Origin of the sequence: Myxococcus virescens, from assembly GCF_900101905.1 — a bacterium.
Lineage (GTDB): Bacteria > Myxococcota > Myxococcia > Myxococcales > Myxococcaceae > Myxococcus > Myxococcus virescens.
Window position 1 is genome coordinate 147,434 of sequence record NZ_FNAJ01000015.1, and the last position, 21,953, is coordinate 169,386.

Genomic DNA, 21,953 nt, shown 5'->3' on the forward strand with positions numbered 1-21,953 from the left:
GGCCGGGCCGGGAGCTATGCCGCCCTGCCCGACGCCTCCCGGCGAGCACGCGCCACTTCGGACCGGACGAGCTGACGCAAGGCTTCCGGGTCGAAGGGCTTCTCCACGCGCGGATTGCCCACACGCTCCAGGAACGTCCGCGCGGTGGCCGTGAAGGCGCCGCCGGTGATGAACACGATGCGCTCCGCCGCTCGCGAGTCCACCTGCGCGAGCGCGTCGTACAGGTCCATCCCGGTCATCTCCGGCATCATCAGGTCGCAGAGCACCACGTCGTAACGGGCCTCTGTCCCGGTCAGCTTCTCCAGGGCTCGCCGCGCGCTCACCAACACATCCACGTCGTTCTCTCGCGCGAGGGTGCGACGGATGGCGCCACTCACCAGGGCATCGTCGTCCACCACCAGCACGCGGCCTCGCGTTGCCGCCTCGGCGGGCGCTGGAGCCGGAGCGGCCTGGGCGGAGAACCGCCCACCCTCGCCCGCGCCGTCTGAAGGCGGCCCATCCGCGCTCCCGTGGGTGGACGACGGCGCTCCCAGGTGCGAGCCCACGGTGCCCACATCCGATGACCGTGACATGCCGGAGGTGACACTGGCGTCCTGCGCGGCCATCCGCCCTCCGTTCTCCTGGCTTGCCGCCGGGGCGTCGGAATCCGCTGCCCGGCCGTCCGTGGACTTCGCCTGCGGAGGCGTGATGCCCCCTCCAGCGCCTTGCGCCCGCTCCGGAGCAGAGGCTCGCGGCGCCGAGTCCAGCTCGCCACGCAGGCGCATCGTGGTCGCGTCGCTCGCCGCCACACCGTGCTCGACAGACACGTCGGGCGCCGTTGCGATGTGTCCCGAAGACGCTGGAGTCCCAGGCACCGCGGTCCCCGGCACGCCTCGCTCCGACGTCGCGGGAGGCTCCACCGAGGCACCGTCCCCGCCAGCCCGCTGCGCCTCCGCCGCGGCCCTCAGCGTCACGCGGAACACCGAGCCCCGCCCGGCCTCGCTGTCCACGACGATGGTGCCGCCCATGGCCGTCAGGTAGGCGTGGCACAGCGACAACCCCAGCCCCGTGCCCACGCCCACCGGCTTCGTCGTGTAGAAGGGGTCGAAGATGCGGCCGAGCAGCTCCGGCGAAATCCCGCTGCCCGTGTCGCGCACCTCCGTCACCACCCGCCCATCCGGGCCCCTGCGCGTGACGAGCCGCACCTCGTTCGACTCCGCCTGTCCCTCCGGCAGCGCCTGCGCCGCGTTGATGAGCAGGTTGAGGAACACCTGCGCCAGGCGCGCCTCGTTGCCCTCCACGCGCGGCACGTCGCCGTAGTCGCGCACCAGCTTCGCGCGTGGGCGCAGCTCGCCCATGGCAATCTTCACCGCCGAGTCGAGCACCGCGTGCAGTTCCACCGGCCCCTGCTTCTCGTCATCCGGCCGGGAGAACATCTTCAAGTCCTGGACGATGCGCCGCACGCGGTCCGCGCCCAGCAGCGCGTCACGCAGCGCCTGATTCACATCCTTCAAGCGAGCGCCCACGTCGCGCGTCCCGTCCAACTCCCGCGCGAGCGCGTCCGCCTCCTCGCTGGCGTGCTCCAGGTTCGACACGATGTACGCCAGCGGGTTGTTGATTTCGTGCCCCACGCCCGCCGCGAGCTGTCCCACCGCCGCCAGCCGCCCCGTCTGCACGAGCTGCGCCTGCGCCTGCCGGAGCGTGCGCATGTTCGCCTCCAGCTCCGCGTTGGCCCGCGCCAGCGCCTGCGTGCGGTCCTTCACGCGCTCCGCCAGCCACCGCTCGCGGTCCTTCAACTGCCCCACGCGCAGCAGGTACACGCTGACGCCCAGAATCCCCACGCCCAGCACGCACAGCAGCCAGAAGCCCGTGCGCTGCCACAGCTTCGGCTCCAAGACGACGTCCAGGGACACCGGCTCGGTCCATCCGCCGTCCCGGCCCTTCGCCTGGACCTCGAAGCGGTAGCTGCCTGGCCGCAGGCCGTTGTACAGGGCCCGCCGCGACTCCGCGTGCACCCAGGTGTCGTCATGGCCCGCCAGCCGGTAGCGGAAGGGCAGCCGCGCCGCGTCCACCGGCGTGAAGGCCGTGAAGCGAATCTCCAGCCGCGAGGCCCCGGGCTCCAGCTCCACCGGCCCCTCCATCGGCACCGGCGTGCCCTGGACGCGCACCTCTTCAATCCGCACCTCGGGCGGCTGCCGGCTCTCGCGCACCCGCACCGGGTCCACCACGATGGCGCCGCGCAGGTTGGTGAACCACAGCCGCCCGTCCTCCCCCCGCCACGCCGACGGCTGCGTGTTGCCGTTGCACTCCGCGCTGCGCATGCCGTCGCGCGTGTCGAAGTCCAGCGTCGTCAGACGCGGACGCACGCCAGCCGCCACGTCCTCCAGGTCGCGCCGGGACACGCGGGACACGCCCTTGTTGCTGCTCATCCACAGCGAGCCGTCCCCGTCCGGCACCAGGCTGAACACCGCGTCGTCGTACAGGCCCTGCGCGACGGTGAAGCGCGCCCAGGTGCCCTCGCGCCACCGGCCCAGCCCCGTCTCCGTGCCCACCCACACCGTACCGTCAGGGTCCGCGTGCAGCGCCAGCACCAGGTCGCCCGGCAACCCGTCCTGCTGCGTGAAGCGCTGGAAGCCCTTCTGCTCGCCGTCCCAGCGCACCAGCCCCGTGTCCGAGCCGAACCACACCCGGCCGCGCGAGTCCTCCACCATGACGATGATGGGGTTGGTGAAGCCCTGCTTCGGGCCGTACACCGTCACGCCGCCGCCATGCATCCGCGCCAGGCCCGCTTGCGTGCCCAGCCACGTGTCCCCCCGCGAGTCGACCAGGATGGCCGTCACCACGTCGTGCGGCAGCCCCTGCGCGCGCGACACCCGCGTGAAGCGCTGGCCGTCATACCGGTATGCACCGGTGAGGGTGCCCACCCACAGCGTCCCGTCATGCGCCTCGTGCATCGCGGGGATGACGCTCTCCGGCAGGCCCTGCTCGGTGCCCACGTGGTGGAACGTGTGGTTCTCGTACCGGAACAGACCGCTGGTGGTCCCCACCCACAGCGTGCCGCGGCGGTCCTCCAGCACGGCGCTGACCGTCTCGTCGGCCAGCCCCTCGGGGATGCCATATGTGGCGAAGGGACCGTCACGCAGGCGCATCAGGCCCGAATAGGTGCCCACCCAGAGGTGGCCGTCCCGGTCCTCCAGCAGCGACAGCACCGCGGACTCCGCCATCCACTCCATGCCGGGCACCGGCTCGCTGAAGCCCTTCGTGTTGTGCCGCGTCAGGCCGCCGCGATGCGTGCCCACCCAGAGGTTGCCGTCACCGTCGGCGTACAGCGCGTTGACGGACAGGGACGGCAGGCCATCGTCGGTCGTGAAGCGCTGAGCCACCACGCCATTCCACGAATAGAGGCCCGCCTTCGTCCCCAGCCAGAGCACGCCCGTCGCATCGCGCCGCAGCGCCATCACATAGGGCCGGGACTCCGGCCCGGGGAAGGGGAACGGCGCCGGCTCCACGCGCCCATCCACCCACCGGGCCAGCCCCTCCGGCGTGCCCACCCAGAGCGACGTGCCCTCACCGGGCGTCAGCGCCGTGATGTGGGAGGCGGGCAGGCCATCCGCCACCGTGTACTGGCGCGTCACGCTCTCGCCCATGCGCACCTGCCAGAGCCCCGCGGTCGTGCCCACCCACAGCAAGCCATCCGCCGCCACCAGCGTCTCCACCCGCGCGGTCTCCAGCGGCCCGGCGGCGCCCGGGGCGCGCTCGAAGCGGCCGTCGCGGTACGCCACCAATCCCTGGCCCGTGCCCACCCACAGCGTGCCCGACGCATCCTCCGCGAGCGCCTTGATGGTGTGGTTGCGCAGCTCCGGCGTATTGCGCTTGTCGAACACGGTGAAGCGCGCGCCGTCGAAACGGGCCAGCCCCTCCCACGTGCCCAGCCAGAGGTAGCCGTCGCGCGTCTGCACCATGGACAGCAGGCTGTTCTGCGGCAGCCCGTCGTCGCTGCGCCACATGTCCTGGCTGTACTGCGAGACACGACGCTGGGGGTCCAGGGCCATGCCCGGCGTCGCCAGGATGAGTCCCACGAAGAAGAACCACCCGATGAACCCCCGCCCGAGAGCGCGGGCTCGCTGCCCCGGAGTGCGCATGTCGCACGCAGTGTCCAGCAGAAACGGCCCAGAGGCCACACGCCGCCGAATTCACCGGAGGTGGAACGTTCAGTGAACGGTCTTGGCGGCAGCGGCGAGGGACCGGCCTCCTCCCCCTGTACAGCCCCACCGACTTCCCCCCGCCGCTGCCGCCGCGCCGCCACCACCTGTGGAGCCGGGAACCGCACCCCCGGCTCCGTCATGGCCTTGGCCATTGCGCGCCCGGCGAGGAGGCCCCGGTGGTGGCGGAGGCCTCCGACGCGTCGCGCAGGGGTGAAGATGCGAGCCACGCCCCCACCGCGCCACTGCGGGAATGCGACACCCTGGGTGTCCCCCGGTCGAACCCAGCGGAGCCATGAGGCGCACGTCCTCCCGTCCGGTCTATGCTCCACGCGCCGAAAAGAGGGTGGATGAGCAACGGGTCGTTGTTTGCGACGGACCAGGTGACCACGCAGGGGCGGTACCAGTGGCACCTGTGGGTGGCGGATGTGCTGGACCTGGGGACGTCCGTCCTCGTGGGCTGGGGCGCGTTACGCGCGCTGGAGCAGGACCGCACCCCACTATCGATGCCCCTGGCCATGGCCCTGGCGTGGCTCACCGCGTCCGCCGTGGGCGGATTGACGGGCCGGACCTTCTGGCGACAGGTGGCCGGGGTGAAGCTGGTGCGCGCGGAGCACACGCCCGGGTTGCTCCGTGGCCTGGCCCGCGCCTTCACCACGCCGCTGGACCTGCTGCTGAACGCGGTGCTGATGCGCCGTCCCCTGGACACGCTGCTCGGGCTCCACGCGGAGCCCGTCGTCTCCGGCGCGGGCCCTCGCCTCAAGGGCGTGGCGCTCCAGCTGCCCTGGCTGGCGGTGCTGGCGGGCGCGGTGTGGCTGCTCGTCACCCCCACCAAGGCGGAGATGCTCCAGTACCTGGGCCGCACGCTGACGGGCTGGCACTGCTGCCACGGCACGCGCGAGATGACGTGGCAGTGCCGCACGTCCCTGGACCGCGCGGTGCGCAACGCCCGGAGTGGGGACGCCGAGGTGAAGGCGCTCGTCGCCGACTGCCCCGTCGCCCGCGCGCGGCTGGGGCCTTGAGCCTTCCGCGTCCGTCACGGCGCGGAGCGCCTCAGCGCACCTTCACCCGCAGCTCGCCTTCCTTGCAGATGACGCCCAGATAGCCGGAGCCCACGTCGAAGTTCGGGTTGTGGCGGAAACGGCTGGCCGTCTTCCGCTCCCCGGCCTTCACGACGCCCAGCCACGCCGCTTTGCGGATGTCCTTCACCACGTAACAGTCCGTCCAGTCGATGGACTCGTGGTTCTGGACCTCCACACCCGGGTCCAGGAAGCCGCCCACCCCGCCCTGCTCGCTCGCGTGGCCGCGCAGCGTGCGCTTCGCGGGGGCCGCGGCCACGACGGCCTCCACCTCGCCCTTGTCGGGCTCGGCGGCCTGCGCCTGGGACTCCTCGGTCGCCGACGCGTCGGCGGGGGCGTCATCCCGTCCAGGCGCCGCCACGAAGAGGTCCTCCGAAGCCGCCAGGGCACGGTCATCCAGTTCGATGAACGCCCGCGTCGGTCGCATCACGGCGCCGCGTCCTGGCCGCACCACCCGGGCCCGCCCCAGCACCTCGCGCTTGCCGCTCTTCAACGGCCCCAGCACGTCCATCTCCACACCTGGGAGGAAGCCCCGCCCGATGATGCTCCGGTCGACATAGTAGCGCCCGTTCGCGCGCTGAATCGGGAGCACCTTCGCCGGCGTGGCATAGACGACGGCGGGCTCGACGGGGACCGCCGGCTTCTTCGCGGACGTCTTCACCGACGCGGGGCGTGGCGCCCGAGCCCGCTCGGGCTCCGCCTGGTCGTTCTCGGCGCGCGCCGAGGACGGCGCGGACGCCACCTCTGCGACACCCGGCCCGCCCGCGGCCACCACCGCCGCACCGGCGTCAGCGCCCGTGCCCGCGTCGGACAAGGGCGCTGCTTCCGCGCTCGCCTCCTGCCGCGCGGCGGCGACGGGCGTCTCCACCCCCTCGTCCGAAGCCGGGGGCGACGCGACCTGCCCTGAAGCACCGGCCACGGGGCCGGTGGCCACCGGCGCCACGCCCGACGACTGGACGACGAGCGCGGTGACGGCGGAGGTGGCAATCACCAGCAACACGGCGATGGCGGCATAGAGCCCCACCGGCCGCTTCCGGGACGTCCGTTCCTCCAGCGCCGCCGCGGACACGACGGTGGGCGCGACGACGGACTGGGACGCGGCGGGCTCGCCCCCCGGAGCCACCCCGACGCCGGAGGGCGAGTCGGAAGGCGGCCGCACCGTGGTGCTCCCGGTGCCCAGGTCATCGCCGTCCGCATAGATGGCGCCGGGACGGGCCACGCCTCCCGAGCCGAACCCGGGCTGCGCCGCCGGGCCGCGCATCAGCGTGGGCTCGAAGCCCACGGCCGGCTGCGGCCCGGTGCCATAGCCCGGCGCGGGGGTGCGGCGGTGGTTGGAGGACGAAGACACCTTGGAGATGAGCTTGCGCTGGGCGTCGAACGCCTCCGGGCACAGCGCGCGCACGAAGTGGCCCACCTCCTCGGCGCCCATCGCGGTCCCCGAGCGCACCAACTCCGTGTTGAGCGCGCGCGCCAGCTCGTCCGAACGCATGTAGCGGTCGTCCGGGCGGGCCGCCAGCGCGCGGCGCACGACGGCGTCCAGCGCGGCGTCCACGTCCGGCCGCAGCTCGCTCAGCGATGGCACCACCGGCTGCGACATGGCTGCCATCATCTCGCCCACCGTCCCGTGGGGGATGAGCGAGCGGCCGGCCAGCATCTCCCACACCACGACGCCACACGAATAGATGTCGCTGCGGTGGTCCAGGGGCTCGGCGCGCACCTGCTCGGGGGACATGTACCCCAGCTTCCCCATCACCGTGGACGGCAGCGTGTACTTGCTGCGCGCCGCGGACTTGGCGAGGCCGAAGTCGATGACCTTCACCTCGCCCTCGTAGGACACCATGACGTTGTGCGGGGACACGTCGCGGTGGACGATGCCCAGCGGCGAGCCGTCCGGCCCCGTCTTGCGGTGCGCGTAGCCCAGGCCCTCCGCGATGCGCTGGCCGAGGAACAACGCCACCGGCACCGGCACCGCCACGCCCTGCGAGCGCGCCTGCTCCAACAGGTAGGCCAGGTCCACGCCGGCCACGTACTCCAACGCCATGAAGTACGTGCCGTCCGCCTCACCCATGTCGTAGACCTGGGCAATGGACGAGTGCACCAGGTGCACCAGCACCTTGGCCTCGTGGTGGAACCGGTCCAGGAACTGACGGTCCTTCAGCAGCGCCGGCAGAATCGTCTTCACGATGCACGGCTTCTCGAAGCCGGCCGCGCCGCTGATTTTCGCCAGGTACACCTCCCCCATGCCCCCCTGGCCCAGGGGGTGGACGAGCTCATAGCGCCCGAGGAAGCGGGAGGACTCTGTAGGGACGGTACTCATGGCGTCTGGCGGCAGCGAAGCACCCGAAAGCGGACGGAATCAAGAAGCGGGCAACTTCCTTCCCTCTGACACCGCCAGGGCCTTGGACGGAAACTCGCCCTCCGACAGTGCGCCCGCCGCGTACCCGTCGGGCGGGGTGGGTGTTCAGGAGCGCGGTGAATGCCGGGTGCGTGCGTGAAGGCAACCCTGATTTGGGGTTCCCATCCGCCGCTCAACACATGCGGTGTGCACCGCCGCACCTCAGGCAGGGGGGCACCCCCCAGTCCGTTGCCACGCTTTCGCGAAATGCGCTCCCTGGGGGATGCGCGCCCGGTGTCTCCGCCGGGTGCCGTTCGAGAAGGAGCGGCTCATGAAGCGGTGGGGACTCATGGGGCTGTTGGCACTCGCGGCATGTGGGCCGGACGACTCCTCGGACAAGGGAGCCCAGAGCCAGGTCTGCCCGAACATCATCGCGGGCTCCCTGTCCGAACCCGTGGAGACACGGCACGTCCGGGCCCCCCTGACGGATGACGACGGCCGGCAGCGAGTCATCATCCGTTATCGGAATCAGGGGGTGATGGCCACCGCCCGCGTGCATCAAGTGGGTGGACAGGTGACTGCCACCTTCCGCTCCACGCCCGCGGTGGCGGCGCGCATGTCGCTCCAGGAGCAGCGCGCGCTCCTGGCCGAAGACCCGACAGTGGAGAGCATCGAGCAGGACCAGGAATGGCGCGCCCTGGCCCCCGCCACCGCGCCGATTCATCCCATCCTGGCCTCGGTGGCGCGGGGCGCCACGCCGCGCGAGTTCACCCCCGGGCTGCGCAAGGTCCAGGCGCACGAGGTGTGGGACGTGGATGGGGACGGACTGCCGGACCCGGACCGGCCCACGGGCGCGGGCGTGCGGCTGTGTGTCATCGACAGCGGCCTGGATTTGGAGCACCCGGAGCTGCGCGACGCGGTGGTCGCCGGCCGCGACCTGCTGGAGGACGATGACGACCCGTCCGACTTCAGCAGCGGCCACGGCTGGGGCACCGGCCACGGCACGCACGTGGCGGGCATCATCGCGGCGCGGCCAGGCCACGGCGGTCGCGGCTCGCCCCAGCTGTCGGACACCGGGGTGATGGGCGTGGCACCGGGCGTGGAGCTGATCATCACCCGGGTGCTGGACATCCACGGCCGCACGCACATGAGCTTCGTCCTGGCGGCGGTGGAGTACTGCGCGGAGCAGGGCGCCAAGGTCATCTCCCTGTCGCTGGGCGGCGGCGTGCCCTCCAAGACGACGTTCGAGGTCTTCGCGGCGGCCCACGCGCAGGGCATCCTGGTGGTGGCCGCGTCGGGTAACAGCAACGCCCAGCGGGTGGACTACCCCGCGTCGGACCCGCACGTGCTGGCGGTGGGCGCGGTGGACTCCCTGGACCAGCGGGCCACCTTCTCCTCCGGCGGAAGCCAGCTCGCGCTGGTGGCCCCGGGCGTGGATGTGCTGTCCACCTTCCCGCGCGGACAGGGCGCGTTCTCCACGGTGGACGTGCGGGACACCCGGCCGCTGTCGCGCTCACTGCTGTATGCCCCCATCGAGAACAAGTGGGGCAAGCTGGTGGACTGCGGGGGCGGCGCGACGCTGGACTCGTGCAAGGGCAGCACGTGCAGCGGCTTCGTCGCGTACGTGCGGCACGGCGAGGTGCCCACCGACATGGCCATGGTCAACGTGATGAAGCAGGGCGCGCGCGCCGTCATCTTCGCCAACTCGAGCTGGGAGGGCGGCGTGGACATCCTCACCATGCCTCGGCGAGGGCAGTGGGTGCCCGCCGTCACCATCACCCAGGCGGGTGGCACCGTGCTGCACCGGATGCTGGGCGAGCTGGCCCGCATCAGCATGAGCCCGGCGGACTACGCCTATATGTCCGGCACCTCCATGGCCGCGCCCTACGTGAGCGGCGTGGCCGCGCTGCTCTTCAGCGCCCGTCCCTCCGCCACGCCGGACCAGGTCAAACACGCCCTGTTGTCCTCGGCGAAGGACCTGGGGCCTTCCGGCCATGACGAGGACTTTGGCCATGGGCTGGTGCAGGCCCGCGGCGCGCTGGAGGTCCTCACCCAGCTGCCCTGACGGGTGGGAAGGACAGCCGCACCAGGTGCCCCACGGCCCGCGTGGGCCTGATTGCCAGGCCCTCCCACGCGGACCACGTTGCCTTTCGGACGCAAACCAAGGAGTCCGTCATGAAGGCATTCGTACGTGGCGCGCTGTGCGCGGCAGCGCTCTGGGGCGGCGCCGCGCTGGCCCAGGCGGAGGACCGCCCCATCGCGGAGCCGCGCATGCGGTCCGCGGAGACAGTGGAGTTCAACGACAGCGGGCGGAAGCGGGCCGACACCGGCATCTATGCCCAGCTGGGCGGCGGCCTGGAGGGCTACACCGGTCAGCTCGCTCCGGAGGTCACGCCGGGCTTCTCCTATGGCGCCGCGCTGGGCTACCGGCCGCACGCATTCTTCGCCGTCGAGCTGGGCTACAGCGGCGGCCTGAGCGACATCGACAGCCGCATGGGGCTGCTCGACGACGGCGAGGGCGGACCGGACATCGTCCGCAACGCCGGCCAGGCCGTCATCGTGGGCAACTTCACCGACACCCGGCTCCAACCCTACGTCCTGACGGGCATCGGCCTGGACCGCTACAACGTCCGCAACGACGCCCGGGGCGCCGTCCGCGGCTTCTCCGATGACACCAGCGGCTACGTGCCCGCCGGCGCGGGCCTGCGCTACCAGATGGGCAACCTCATCACCGCCGACGCCCGGGTGAACTACAACTTCCTGTTCGACCAGGACTTCGCCCCGGGCGGCCGGGCTCCCGGCGCGCTGGACGGCCGCTACTCGGCGATGCTCTCGCTGGGCGGAACCTACTGACGGCGGCGGCGGAAGCGTCCGGGGCCTTCTCCCCCGGGTGCCCCGCCCCTTGAACGGCCTCAGTAGGGCCGGTCGACATGCATCCGCGCGGCGGCCCACGTCCCCTGGAGCCAGGCGGGGAGCTGCTGCTCCAACTTCTTCGCCTCCCCTTCGGTGATTTGGGCATGGAGCGCGGAGAACACGCCGTGGAGCACCAGCCGCACGTTCTCCGGTTCCGCGTTCAGGTGGTTGGCCACCATCAAGTAGAAGTCGTCACGGTCCAGCTTCGCGGGCGCCTCGCCGTGGTGCCTGTGACAGCCGCGCAACAGCTCGCGCACGTCCGGCGAGAGCTGCTCGCGCAGGTGCGCCACCCACGAACCGGACAGGCGCTCCGACAACGCGCAGAACACCGCCTCGGCGGCCTTGTCCGCTTCGTAATCCGGAATCTGGGAGGATATTGCGTCCAGAAACGATTTGCGGTCCGTCCCCACGCCCAGTCCCGTCCACGAAGGCGTGCGCTCCTGCTTTTGTATCGACATGGTGTCGTCTCCTCTCCCTGCCCTTCACCGTGGGGGTGCGCGGGAGCGCTGACAGCAGACCGCGCGGCGGAGGCTGGGCCGCCCGTTACATGGGAAGAACCTCCGCGCGCCAAGACCAGACATGCCCGGATTCGGGATTTACGTGTCCGTCTTTGGGACCGAGGTGACAGCCAAACGCGTCAAGCGTTTGTGTTTGATTCGACCGATGATTCCATCTGATGGAGCGCCACGCGGCGTGCTCCGCCGGAAACACTTGGCGTTCAAAACTGCCCGGAACTCCTGGGGAACTGTTCAAATCCCGGCCCCACGAAGAATGCGAGGGGTGGCTGGAATGAATTCCCATCGCAATTGTCTTGAGCGCGCATCGTAGACCGCTTGCACGGCGACCTTGCCGCCATCTCAACCATCAAGAATTGAGGAATTCATGTATCGCATTGCCGTAGCCGCCCTGGTCCTTGCCGCGTCCGGTTGCGCCACCACGGGCGGTGGCGGTGGCCGTGAGGGCAACGCCACCATCGCCGGCGTCATCCGCCTGCCGGAGAGCGGGCTGCGTGCCGATGACGCCTGCGGGCAGCTCCAGGTCATCGTGGCCTCGCCGGACGCGCCCACCAACGGGCTGGGCCGGACGATGGTGAAGCCGAGCCGCGGCAACCGCTGCTCCTTCACGGTGTCGGGCGTGCCCAGCAACACCGACCTCCAGGTCGGGCTCGCGGCGGGCGGCGGCCTGAAGTGCGAGACGGGCGCCACGCCGACCATCACCCCGGAGCCTTCCACGGTGAAGGTGGGCGACTACGGCACCGCCACGCGCGACTTCGCCCTGAGCTGCGGCGCCTGAGGTTCTGAAGCACGCCCGTGACGCCGCCCGTCCCGCCCTCCCCATGGGGCAGGCGTAGCGGCGTCACGCCATCAGCACGAACTCGTCCGGCGGGCAAGAGGCCCTTGTGGATTGATTCGCGTCGAAGGGGACGCGAAGCTTCCCGGGTCCTTCGCAGAAAGACGAGTTGGGTGATGAATTCGTACCGCTTGCGCGCCGTGACGCTCGCCCTGGCCCTGGGCGGGTCGGGCATGGCGTGTGAATCCGAAGAGCCGTTCCCCAACCTCGACGAGCTGGACCAGCTCCGCAGCCTCCACAGCCTGGGGCGGCAGCCGCCGAAGGACAGCACCAACCGGATGGACGGGCTCGCTCGCGCCGAGGCGCTGGGCGACGTGCTGTTCCACGACAGCGGCCTGTCACGCTGCGGCACGGTGTCCTGCGCGAGCTGCCATGGCGGCGAGGGCCTGACGGTGCCCACCGCCAAGGCGAAGGGCTGCGACGGGCACCTGTCCGAGCGCAACCCGCCCACCCTGCTGAACGTGGCCTACAACCGCTGGTTCATGTGGGACGGACGGGCGGACCGGCTCTGGAACCAGGCCATCCTGCCGCTGCTCAACCCGGTGGAGATGAACACGGACGCGCAGGTGGTGCGCGCCCGGCTCACCGCGGTGGAGTCGTACACCACGGAGTACCAGGCCCTCTTCGGCAAGGCGCCCGCGGACGAGACGGACCCGGCGCTGCTGGCCAACGTGGGCAAGGTGATGGCGGCCTACCAGCGGACGCTCGTGCGCATCGACGCGCCCTTCGACACGGACGTGCGGCGCTTCATCACGGCGGCCGAGGCCGGCCAGGCGGAGGCGGACCCGGCGTACCTGGGGCTGAAGACGTTCCTGCGCAAGGGCCAGTGCATCGTCTGCCACAAGGGGCCGGCGCTCACCGACGACCTGTTCCACAACATCGGCGTGCAGGACAGCAGCCCGGGCGCGAGCGGGCAGTGGAGCGCGCTGACGCCGCTGCTGGACTGGGAGTTCAACGCCGCCAGCCGCTACAGCGACGCGCCCACCGGCACCATCGCGGCGCGGCTCCAGACGCTGCGCACCCAGGCGGACCCGGCGACGCTGGAAGGCGCGTTCCGCACACCTTCGCTGCGCAACGTGGCCCTGACGGCGCCGTACATGCACACCGGCGCCCAGGCCACGCTGGAGGAGGTCGTCGACTTCTACAACGAGGGCGGCGATGCGGCCGGCAGCTTCGTGGGTCAGAAGACGGTGACCATCGTTCCGCTGGAGCTGACGAACGAGGAGAAGCGCGCGCTGGTGACGCTGCTCCAGTCCATGACGGGCGCGACGCCCCCCTGATGCAGGCGGGGCGGCCCCTGGGGCCCCGGCACCTTTTCACACGGGGAATGTCCCAGTTGTCCCGGCCCCCGTGTCCAAGGTGGCGAAGATGCCGCCAGGGTTGAGCCCTCAGGAACTCCAGGACCTGTACGACCGGTATGCCCCTGGCATGTACCGGAGGGCCTTCGCCTTGCTTCAACGCGAGGCAGACGCCTGGGACGCGGTGCAAGAGTCCTGCATTCGCGTCCTTCAGTCCGCCGCCGACTTCCGGCGGGAGGCCCGGCCGATGACGTTCGTCTACCGGGTGACGACCAACGTCAGCCTCAACATGCTCCGCGCCCGGGCCCTGCGGGACGTCGCTCCGGAGGGTGCCGGGAGCGAGGGCGCCGTCGACGCGCTCGCCGCCACCGAGTGCCGGGACTTCCTGATGAAGCTGGCGCGCGAGCTGGACGAGCGCGCCCTCACGGTGGCGACGCTGCACTACCTGGACGGGATGTCCCAGGAGGAGATTGCCCAGGTCCTGGGGCTCTCGAGGAAGACCATTGTCCGCGACGTCCAGCGCATCAGCGCTCTGGCCCGCGCGCTGGGGGAGCCCAAGGGGATTCGAAGAGGTGCCGGATGAGTGAACACCTGTCGGACCTCGTCTTGGACGAGGTGGTCGCTGGCGGGATGAGACCGCCACACCTGGAGTCCTGTGCCGCCTGCCGTGAGCGGCTGGCGCTGCTGGAATCGCACGCAGAGAAGGTCCGTGCCGGGCCCCACTTCGCCCGCGTCCGGGCTCGCGTCCTGTCGGAGCGGGCGGCCCCGCCACGGAAGCCCGGCGTCCCCTGGCTCACCCGGTGGCTGCTCGTCCCCGCCCTGGCCACGTTGGCCACCGTGGTGCTGGTCCGCGGAGCACGGGCGGTGGACCCGGTGACCTCGCCCGAGGGCCCCTCCCCTGAGGCCCCCTTCGTCCGTCCGGGGACGCTGGAGCCGCTCCTGGGCATGCGGATCAAGGGGCCACCCCAGGTGGAGTTGCTCCGGCTGAAAGACGGCGAAATCAATCCCCTGCTCCAGGAAGGAGACGAGGTGGCCCTCCGGCTGAGGAGTGGGGGGCACCGCTACGCGCTGGTCGTCGCCATGGACAGCGGGAAACAGGTGGAGGCACTGTGGCCCCCCGAAGGACGCCAGAGCGGCGAGCTGGCCGCCGCGCAGCCCGCCCCACTGTTCCAGGTCACCCAAGGAGACTTCGTGGTGCACGCGCTCTACTCGGAGACGCCGCTGCGGCTCGACACCGTCCAGGAGTGGTTGAGCACGCTGAAGCCGGAGTGCCGCGCCGCGCCGATGTCGGCCGCGTGTCTGTCGCTCGCCGGCGTCCCACCGGGCGTGGCGCACGCGGCCGTGGCGCTCCAGGTCGAGGCCCGTCCATGACGCTCGCCCTGCTCCTGGCGGCGATGGTGGCGGCGCAGCCGGCGGCAGCGGTCGCGGACGGCAGCCCGCGCCGGTTCGCCCTGGCGGTGGGCAACAACCGGGGCTCCAGCGCGGACGCGGTGCTGCGTTACGCGGAGCGTGACGCGCGCACCCTGATGGACGTGCTGTACGAAGTGGGCGGCGTGCGGCGCGAGGATGCCGTGCTCGTCCTGGGACATGACGCGGACACGGTGCGCCAGGCGGTGTCCCGCTTCGAGCGCCACCTCCAGGCGCAGGCGCGGAAGGGAGACCAGCTCTTCGTCTACGTCTCCAGCCATGCGGACGCGGGCGAGCTGCACCTGTCCGGCACGAACCTGCCCCTGCATGAGCTGGTGCGTTTCATCGAGCGCGCGCCGGTGAGCGTCGCGCTGCTGGTGGTGGACTCGTGCCAGTCAGGCGAGGCGGTGCGGCTCAAGGGGCTGAAGCCCATTCCCGGTGTCCTGGTGAGCGTGGAGCGGCCGGAGCTGGCGGGACGGGTCATCATCACCGCTTCCGCCGCGGATGAAGCCGCGCAGGAGTCGGACGCTCTTGGGGGCTCCGTCTTCACGCACCACCTGGTCGCCGCGCTGCGCGGGGCGGCGGACGTGTCCGGGGATGGCCGCGTCACGCTCGCGGAGGCCTACACCTATTCCTACGCGCGAACGGTGGAGTCCTCGCTGATGTCCCGCGCGGGCGCTCAGCATCCCAGCTTCCACTTCGACCTCCAGGGGAAGGGGGACCTCGTCCTCTCCTCCCCCGCGCAGGCCACGTCGCTGCTGACGCTCGCCATCGACGAGCCCGGGGACTGGACCGTGTTCACGCTGGCGGGAGAACCCTTCCTGGGCAACCTGCGCAAGGGCGCGGGCACGGCCACGCTCGCCCTTCCCGCGGGTGGGTACATCGTCACCACTCGTGGCGAGCACACCGCGATGACGGCGCGCGTGCAGGTGCCCGACGCCGGGCGCGCGCAGCTCACGCGGGCCCAGCTCCGCCCCCAGCGGCTGGAGGTCAACTCGCTCAAGGGCGAGCAGGCGTCAACGTTGCGGATGCACGTGGGGCCCAGCGTCGGCAGGCCGCTCGTGCCGTCCTTCGGAGCGATGATGGGTGGCACCGCCGCGCTCCAGTACACGTGGGCGGAGGCCTGGGCGAACGTCATGACCGCAGGCGTGGACGTGCGGCATGGACGGCATCCTTCCGGGAACCTCCGGCAGAATGACCACACGCTGCGGCTGGGCGTGGGCCATGACGCACGCGTCTGGCGGAGCCTGCGGCTCCACGGCGCGGTGGAGGTGGGCGCCACCCTGTCCCAGCAATGGCAGCCCAGCAATGGAGAGAAGGCGCTCGCCCTGCAACCCATGGTGGGCGCGGTGGGCGGCGCATGGCTGCCCGTGCACGGCCCCTTCGGTGTGTCGCTGCTCGTGAACACGGGACATACCTGGGTCCGTGAGGAGGCGGGCACCGCGTCCGCGCTGTCGCTCGGGGGCAGTCTGGGAATCAGCTTCGCGCGCTGAGTCCCAACTTCGCGGGTTCGCGTGTCCAAGGCACGACACGCGAAACGCCATCCGAGAGGCTCCTCATGACTCCCCGCCGCACCCGTGCCCGCTGGGCGCTCCCGTTGCTCTATGTGGCACTGGGAACCACCGCTTGTGACAACCTGAAATCAGAGCCTGTCCCGCCGCCTCCTCCCGGCAAAGAGGAACCCCCTCCCGAGCTGCACGTCACCGTGCGGACCGAAGGTCCCGAGTACTGCCGGGAAGGACAGTGGACGCTCTTCGTCTCCGTGGAAGGTGGCACGCCGGAGCGCGTGGAGCTCCTCACGAACGCGCAGGAGCCCATGACGCTGGAGGCGCCGTACCAACACGTCATCGACTGCGCCACGCATGCCGAGGGCCGCTTCTCGTTCGTAGCCCGAGCCGTGGGCGAGGACCGGAACTTCGAGGCGGAGAGCGCCTCCGTAGAGGTGGACCGCACGCCTCCCACCATCACCTCCCGGCGCCCGAGCCTCAGCCACCCGGCGATGACGTCGCCGCTGGCGTTCGTCTTCTCCGAGCCGCTGCTGCCGGGCTCACTCCAGTCCGTGCCCACCCAACTCCGCGACCAGGACGGGTTCTCCGTCGCCCATCAAGCAGTCCTCAGTGAGGGCGGAACGGTCCTCGAGCTAGTGCCGACGTCGCCGGTCCGCCCTCCCACCACGCTCCATGCGGAGCTGCTCCAACGGACGCTGACCGACCGGGCCGGCAACCCGCTCGACCCGCGCCTGCCGGCCGTCACCCTCACGCACAACGCCACCTACTGGCCTTTCCGTCACGCCACGGAACCTTTGGATCCGACGAACTTCTCCGTCTTTCCCATGTCGCTCGCGCTGGGAAGCAGCCTCGGCGGAACAATGCCCGTCGTCGGCTTCGTCAATACCGCGTCGGACACGGAGGATCCTGCTGTCGCGCTGTGGGATGGCCAGTCGTGGCAGCGGCTCCCTCCGCTCCGGGCGGAGGATGCGCGCTCCCGGCTCGCCGAGGGCATCCAGGTCACCGCGAAGGGCAACACCATTGTCGCGGCCTGGCGCGAGCGGGTTGAAGAAACCCAGTCAGAGCAACTCCATGTGGTGCGCTACACCGGCTTGGCCTGGGAACGCCTGGGGACGCCCTACGACACTCCGACCGGGTACACCCAGGTCAAGATGGCGTTGGACTGGGTGGGAAACCCCGTCATCGCCTTGGAGCGAATGAACGGACTGGCCGCAACCGAAGTGCGCATCTGGCGCTGGACAGGCATGGAGTGGCTGGCCCTGGGGGAGCCGCTCAGCGCGAACCCGGCGCCTCACAGCTATGCGCGGCGCTCAGCCATCGCCGCTGACAGGGAGGTGGTCGTGAGCTGGATGGAGGAGTCCGCCGATACCGGCGCCCTCCACATCTACGTTAGCAAGTTCGAGAACGGGGAATGGGCTCTCGTGGGCACGCCCATCCCCATCACTGCAGACACATCCGCGGAGCGCGTCGCGATTGCGCTTGCTCCATACGGGCGCGTCGTCATCGCTTGGAGTGAGATCAACCACACGACGCTGACAAGCACCATCCGATTCTCGTCCGCTGCGATGGCCCCCTGGCAATCCAACTGGTCGCCGCCCGACCCAATCGAAGCCTTGAGCCAGGCCACGACGGACGACTCACTCAGGCTCGTCGTCGACAGCAACGGAGAGCCTTCGGTGGCTTGGACCGAGTATCCGGCTGCCCTCGAACAGAAGAGCTACTACCGCAGGCGCCGCGCCGGAGTTTGGGAGCCCAAGCAACTCATTTCAGGGGAGACGTTGTTGACGTTCCTTCTCGACGAGAACGCGTTCCCCTGGGCCTTGTCGGGCAACACCGTCGTACGGCCTCAGTAGGGTTTTCCGCGAGCGACCTCGGAGTGAGGCCGCTCACCCTGCATCCCTGCACCGTGCTCAGCGCACCAGGTGGAAGTCCGTCTGGCGCTTCCAGCCCCAGTGCACGCGGCCCTCGGCGTCGATGGTGATGTCCTCTTCCTGTGCCGAGCGCACCCGCTGACCGTTCCACTCCGGCACCGCGGACGTGGCCTGCAGCTCGATGGAGTACCACTGGTTCGCAATCACCTTGTGGTCTCCATTGCCGGGCACGCCCTCCTGGCGGTCCCACAGGCCCACCATGGGGCCGGCGCCGTGGCCGTGGAGGCCAATGGGATGCGAGTACACGGTGCCGTCGATGCCCTCGGCGCGCATCCGCTCGCGGGATGCGCGGAGGATTTCGTTGCCCGTGCGGCCGGGACGCAGCTCCTCGAAGACGATGTCCTGCAGCCGGTTGGACGTCTTCAGCGCGGCCTTCAGCCCTTCGGGGACGTCCTTCTCGCCCTCACGCAGCACGTAGCCCATGTGCTGGGTGTCGGTGTTGAGGCCCAGCGCGGTGACGCCGTAGTCGCAGTGCAGCACGTCTCCGCGCTGGATGATGGGGTCGTCGCCCAGCTCCTGCTCGGTGACGCCTTGCCGCTGGATGTCCACCGAGGGCTGGAACCACGTCTCCAGGCCCAGGTCCGCCAGGCGCTGGCGCATCCACCACTCCACGTCACGGGTGGTGGTGACGCCCGGCGTGATGACCTGGTTGGAGAAGGCCGTCTCGATGATGTTCCACGCGAGCTTCGTCTGCTCCTCGTAGAAGCGAGCCTCATCCGCGCTGCGCCAGGCGAGGAGGTCCACCGCCAGCCCATCCACGGAGGTGAAGCGCTTCACCCAGTCCGGGCCGAGCGCCTCCGCCATGCCCTCGTATTCGCCATGGGTGAGGCCGTCCGCGAAGGCGAAGGTGCGCGACACGTTGAGGGCGATTCGCTTCGGCTGGCGCTCCTCCACCACCTGCTTGAGCACCTGCCACTGCTCGGGGCCCCACAGCTCCGCCTGCCGGCTCACACCGCCGCCGTCCACCTGGTGCTGCGCGCGGCGGGGCGTGTAGATGCCTCCCTGCGAGCCACCTCCCAGCGCGAGCCGCTCCACGCCCTGCTCCGGACCTCGGTCGAAGAAGACGTAGATGGTCCGGCGGCGCGCGGCGAACGTCGTTGGCGAGACGAGCGCCTTGAAGACAGGGTCCTCGTTGTACTCGCGCATGGGGATGACCCACATGTCCACGCCGTACTGGCGCATGAGCTGGGGCAGGGCCTTCTCCATGCGCTCGGCCAGCCAGGCCTGCTGGCGCTTCGCCTGCTCACGCAGGGTACCAAAGGGACGCTCGGGTGCCGGGGACTTCGCCTCGGCGGTGGTGGCGTCCGGTGCCTGTGCCTTCGGAGAGACGGTGGCGCAGGAAGTGGAGAGCAGCAACGGGGCAAGCAACAGGGTCCGAGTGCGCATGGCCGCGCAGTCTGTCACGCACCGGCGCGCGGCGCGCGCGGAGTCCGCACGCTGTCAGCGGCTCACGCCCCGAGAGGCCCGCGACTCCGGAACGCAGGGAGCAGCCGTGAAATCGCCGGAGTCAGGGCACGCCCGCACAGGCCGCGCCATCCACGCCGCACACAGCGAGCAGACGGGCTTCGTCGATGGATTGCTGGCAACCGCTCGCGGTGGCCGCGTCGAGCTCATCGATGCGCGCGCGCATGCACTGCACGCAGCCCGCCTTCGCGCCACTTTCGGTTCGCGACAGGTCCGGCTCCACCGCCGCGTAGGCCGCGATGCGGTCCGCCTCGCACTGCTCGCGTGACACCGTCAGGGTTCCGCACTGTTCCTCATACGCGCACGCGGATGCCGCCACGCGCTCCGACCAGCCAGCGTAGGAGCGCTGCGGTGCCTCCGAGCCACCACACGCCACGAGCCACACGCACACCACCAGCGACGCCTTCCACGGGTTCATGCCCGCATCTCACCCGGCGCTAGCGCTGGAGTCACCCTCAACGCCTGCCTGCCCGTTCGCCCCCAGCGACCTCGAGCCTCGCCGCGCTTGTCCACACACAGCGAGGCCCGCGAGACGCGCGTCACTCGACCGGCCCTGCCACGGAGACTTCCATCACGGCCTCGGCGCCCCCCCACTCTCGCGCAGCACACGGCGCCACGACACAAGCGTCCGGGACATAGCGCTCGCTCTCGGACAGCATGCCCGCCGCCTCGTTTCCACCGCCCATCACCAGGACCGCGCCATCTCCCAGCGCCAGGGCGCCCAGCTTCTCGCGCGGCGCGTCCAGCGCGGGCGCGGAAGACCACGTCTCCGTCTTCAAATCGAAGCGCTCCACCGACGCGAGCGCCCCCGTCGTGTAGTGCTCGCCGCCCATCATCAGCACCGCGCCATCCGGCAGCACCACCGTCGCATGATGCTCACGAGGCACCTTGGGCGCGCCCACCAGCGTCCACACACCCGTCTCCGGCGAATACACCTCCGCCGTGGCCGCCGCGCGCGCCGTGGTTCCCCCCACCACCAACACGCGCCCATCCGGCAGCATCGTCACCGAGTGCGCCAGCCGGTGCGTGCCCGCCGCCCCACCGGTGAGCCCCGCCTTCTCCCAGAGCCCCGTCACCGGGTCATACAGCTCCGCCTGCAGGCCGCTCACGAACAGGGCCTTGCCGTTGGCCAGCACCACCGCCGTCTGGGCTCCACCCCGTGAGAAGCCCGGAGGCGACGCGGCGCTCCACATCCCCGTCGCAGGATCGAACAACTCCGCCGAGCGCAGCGGCCGCTGGTCCACATCCGTCCCACCCGCCACCAGCACGCGCCCATCCGCCAGCAGCACCGCGGCCGGGTCATTGCGCGCCACGCCCATGGGGCGCACCTCCGTCCACGTCCCGGTGTCCGGCGCATACACCTCCGCGTCCGCAAGCGCGCCCATCGCCACGCCGTTGGAGCCGCCCATCACCAGCACTCGGCCGTCCGTCAGCCGCACCGCGGCGTGGTTGCGCCGGCGCGTGTGCATGGCCCCCGTCTCACGCCAGCGGCCCGTCTCCGGCTCGAACACCTCGCAGCTCCCCAGCGTTCGGCTCCCGTCATGCCCGCCCGAGGCCAGCACACGCCCACCCTCCATCACCACGAAGGGCAGGAGCTTGCGGGGTGTGGACAAGAACAGGCCCTGCTCCGCCGCCCCGCTCCCCCCGTCCTCCGCGCGCGGACCCGCGCTGCAAGCGAACGAGACAGCGAAGAGGATGACCGTGACACATGATGCCGAAAACCGTTGCATGACCCCACCTGGAATGCCCGTCGAAGCAGTCATGTCTAGACTGACCGTCTGACATTCCAGGGCGGCCCAACCTGAGTGATTCCCGACGCTTACCCGGCACCCGAGGCCCGTCCGGCGACCTGTCCAGAGCGGGCCGGAGCGAGCGTGCAACGCCTTGCGTCACTCGTTTTCTCGCGGCTCAAGACTCCACGTCGACATTCACGGGCTCACGCTCCAGTCCGTTGGAATGGCGAGGTGGGAGCGCGCCGCCGTCGTCATCCACCTCCAGCGTGAGGAGTGGGTGGTCCGCGTTGACCAGGTAGACGTCGTGGCCGCGGATGAAGTCCACGTCGGAGAACTCCACCAGGTAGTCGCGCCGGGGAATGGGCACCAGCCCCTGCTCCAGTTCGAAGTGCGTGTCTCCGATGCCCGCCACGCGCCCGATGACACGGCCCGTCGCCGTCCGCACGGTCATGCCTTCGTGTACGTCGTCTGTCCGAATCATTCCGGCCTCCTCGCGCTCGGGTGCCCGGCCCGTCCGGGACTCCCAGACAACAGTGCGAGCGGGCATGACGGGACGCACCTGCGACGGCGCACACGGTGGAGCGCTCGCGACGACGGCCCGCCGCTCCACCACCGCGCGAACGCAGGGGCCGCCGAGCCGCATGTCCAGCCAGGAGAACGCGAGGCGCCAGGCCGCCAGCCCTGGCGTACTCCGGGCAGGCATCGAGGCCACATGGGCCGGTGCGTGCCTAACGTTCCAGGCAGGAGGTGCACC

Annotated in this window: 16 protein-coding genes; 9 read left to right on the forward strand and 7 right to left on the reverse strand. The window is 70.8% G+C overall.

What is annotated here, in order from left to right; all coding sequences use genetic code 11:
- Nucleotides 1-14: 14 nt before the first annotated feature.
- On the reverse strand, nucleotides 15-4,121 hold the full coding sequence (locus BLU09_RS30900) for a two-component regulator propeller domain-containing protein (RefSeq protein WP_244172163.1): 4,107 nt from the start codon (nucleotides 4,119-4,121) through the stop codon (nucleotides 15-17).
- Nucleotides 4,122-4,531: 410 nt separating this feature from the next.
- Here BLU09_RS30900 and BLU09_RS30905 point away from each other — a divergent pair, with 410 nt between their 5' ends.
- Nucleotides 4,532-5,203 carry a hypothetical protein gene (locus BLU09_RS30905; protein WP_244172164.1) on the forward strand — a complete coding sequence of 224 codons (672 nt, stop codon included), beginning with the start codon at nucleotides 4,532-4,534 and terminating at the stop codon, nucleotides 5,201-5,203.
- 31 nt (nucleotides 5,204-5,234) lie between these two features.
- On the opposite strand, the gene BLU09_RS30910 is transcribed toward BLU09_RS30905, so the two are convergent.
- Nucleotides 5,235-7,577 carry a serine/threonine-protein kinase gene (locus BLU09_RS30910; protein ID WP_090493873.1) on the reverse strand — a complete coding sequence of 781 codons (2,343 nt, stop codon included), beginning with the start codon at nucleotides 7,575-7,577 and terminating at the stop codon, nucleotides 5,235-5,237.
- Between the two features lie 349 nt (nucleotides 7,578-7,926).
- On the opposite strand from BLU09_RS30910, the gene BLU09_RS30915 reads away from it, so the two are divergent.
- Nucleotides 7,927-9,660 (forward strand): S8 family serine peptidase, encoded by a 1,734-nt coding sequence (locus tag BLU09_RS30915; RefSeq protein WP_244172165.1) that lies wholly within the window; start codon nucleotides 7,927-7,929, stop codon nucleotides 9,658-9,660.
- A 110-nt stretch (nucleotides 9,661-9,770) separates the two neighbouring features.
- Nucleotides 9,771-10,448, forward strand: coding sequence for a hypothetical protein (locus BLU09_RS30920; RefSeq protein WP_244172166.1), 678 nt, complete (start codon nucleotides 9,771-9,773; stop codon nucleotides 10,446-10,448).
- A gap of 59 nt (nucleotides 10,449-10,507) precedes the next feature.
- Here the strand turns inward: BLU09_RS30920 and BLU09_RS30925 are convergent, their stop codons facing one another.
- The gene (locus BLU09_RS30925) at nucleotides 10,508-10,966 is read right to left on the reverse strand and encodes a DUF2267 domain-containing protein (RefSeq protein ID WP_090493880.1); all 459 of its coding nucleotides are present in this window, start codon (nucleotides 10,964-10,966) and stop codon (nucleotides 10,508-10,510) included.
- A gap of 424 nt (nucleotides 10,967-11,390) precedes the next feature.
- On the opposite strand from BLU09_RS30925, the gene BLU09_RS30930 reads away from it, so the two are divergent.
- The 6 genes from BLU09_RS30930 (at nucleotide 11,391) to BLU09_RS30955 (ending at nucleotide 17,924) form a co-directional block, all read left to right on the forward strand.
- Nucleotides 11,391-11,801, forward strand: a complete 411-nt coding sequence (locus BLU09_RS30930; protein ID WP_186817750.1) for a hypothetical protein — start codon at nucleotides 11,391-11,393, stop codon at nucleotides 11,799-11,801.
- Between the two features lie 173 nt (nucleotides 11,802-11,974).
- Complete coding sequence (locus BLU09_RS30935; protein ID WP_090493885.1) at nucleotides 11,975-13,138, forward strand: cytochrome-c peroxidase; 1,164 nt, start codon at nucleotides 11,975-11,977, stop codon at nucleotides 13,136-13,138.
- 100 nt (nucleotides 13,139-13,238) lie between these two features.
- Complete coding sequence (locus tag BLU09_RS30940; protein ID WP_244172167.1) at nucleotides 13,239-13,739, forward strand: RNA polymerase sigma factor; 501 nt, start codon at nucleotides 13,239-13,241, stop codon at nucleotides 13,737-13,739.
- The gene (locus BLU09_RS30945) at nucleotides 13,736-14,527 is read left to right on the forward strand and encodes a hypothetical protein (protein WP_090493889.1); all 792 of its coding nucleotides are present in this window, start codon (nucleotides 13,736-13,738) and stop codon (nucleotides 14,525-14,527) included. The genes BLU09_RS30940 and BLU09_RS30945 overlap by 4 nt, the downstream gene beginning before the upstream one ends.
- Entirely contained in the window at nucleotides 14,524-16,056 is a 1,533-nt protein-coding gene (locus BLU09_RS30950) for a caspase family protein (RefSeq protein WP_090493891.1), read from the forward strand. The genes BLU09_RS30945 and BLU09_RS30950 overlap by 4 nt, the downstream gene beginning before the upstream one ends.
- Before the next feature lie 65 nt (nucleotides 16,057-16,121).
- Complete coding sequence (locus BLU09_RS30955; protein WP_244172168.1) at nucleotides 16,122-17,924, forward strand: Ig-like domain-containing domain; 1,803 nt, start codon at nucleotides 16,122-16,124, stop codon at nucleotides 17,922-17,924.
- A gap of 57 nt (nucleotides 17,925-17,981) precedes the next feature.
- Here the strand turns inward: BLU09_RS30955 and BLU09_RS30960 are convergent, their stop codons facing one another.
- From BLU09_RS30960 to BLU09_RS39585, 4 genes are all read right to left on the reverse strand, one after another.
- On the reverse strand, nucleotides 17,982-19,388 hold the full coding sequence (locus BLU09_RS30960) for a M24 family metallopeptidase (RefSeq protein WP_090493893.1): 1,407 nt from the start codon (nucleotides 19,386-19,388) through the stop codon (nucleotides 17,982-17,984).
- Between the two features lie 121 nt (nucleotides 19,389-19,509).
- Nucleotides 19,510-19,884, reverse strand: a complete 375-nt coding sequence (locus tag BLU09_RS30965; RefSeq protein ID WP_011557140.1) for a hypothetical protein — start codon at nucleotides 19,882-19,884, stop codon at nucleotides 19,510-19,512.
- 121 nt (nucleotides 19,885-20,005) lie between these two features.
- Nucleotides 20,006-21,196 carry a Kelch repeat-containing protein gene (locus tag BLU09_RS30970; RefSeq protein ID WP_090493974.1) on the reverse strand — a complete coding sequence of 397 codons (1,191 nt, stop codon included), beginning with the start codon at nucleotides 21,194-21,196 and terminating at the stop codon, nucleotides 20,006-20,008.
- Between the two features lie 178 nt (nucleotides 21,197-21,374).
- A complete protein-coding gene (locus BLU09_RS39585) occupies nucleotides 21,375-21,902 on the reverse strand; it encodes a hypothetical protein (protein WP_244172169.1) in 528 nt (175 codons plus the stop codon).
- Nucleotides 21,903-21,953 lie beyond the last annotated feature (51 nt).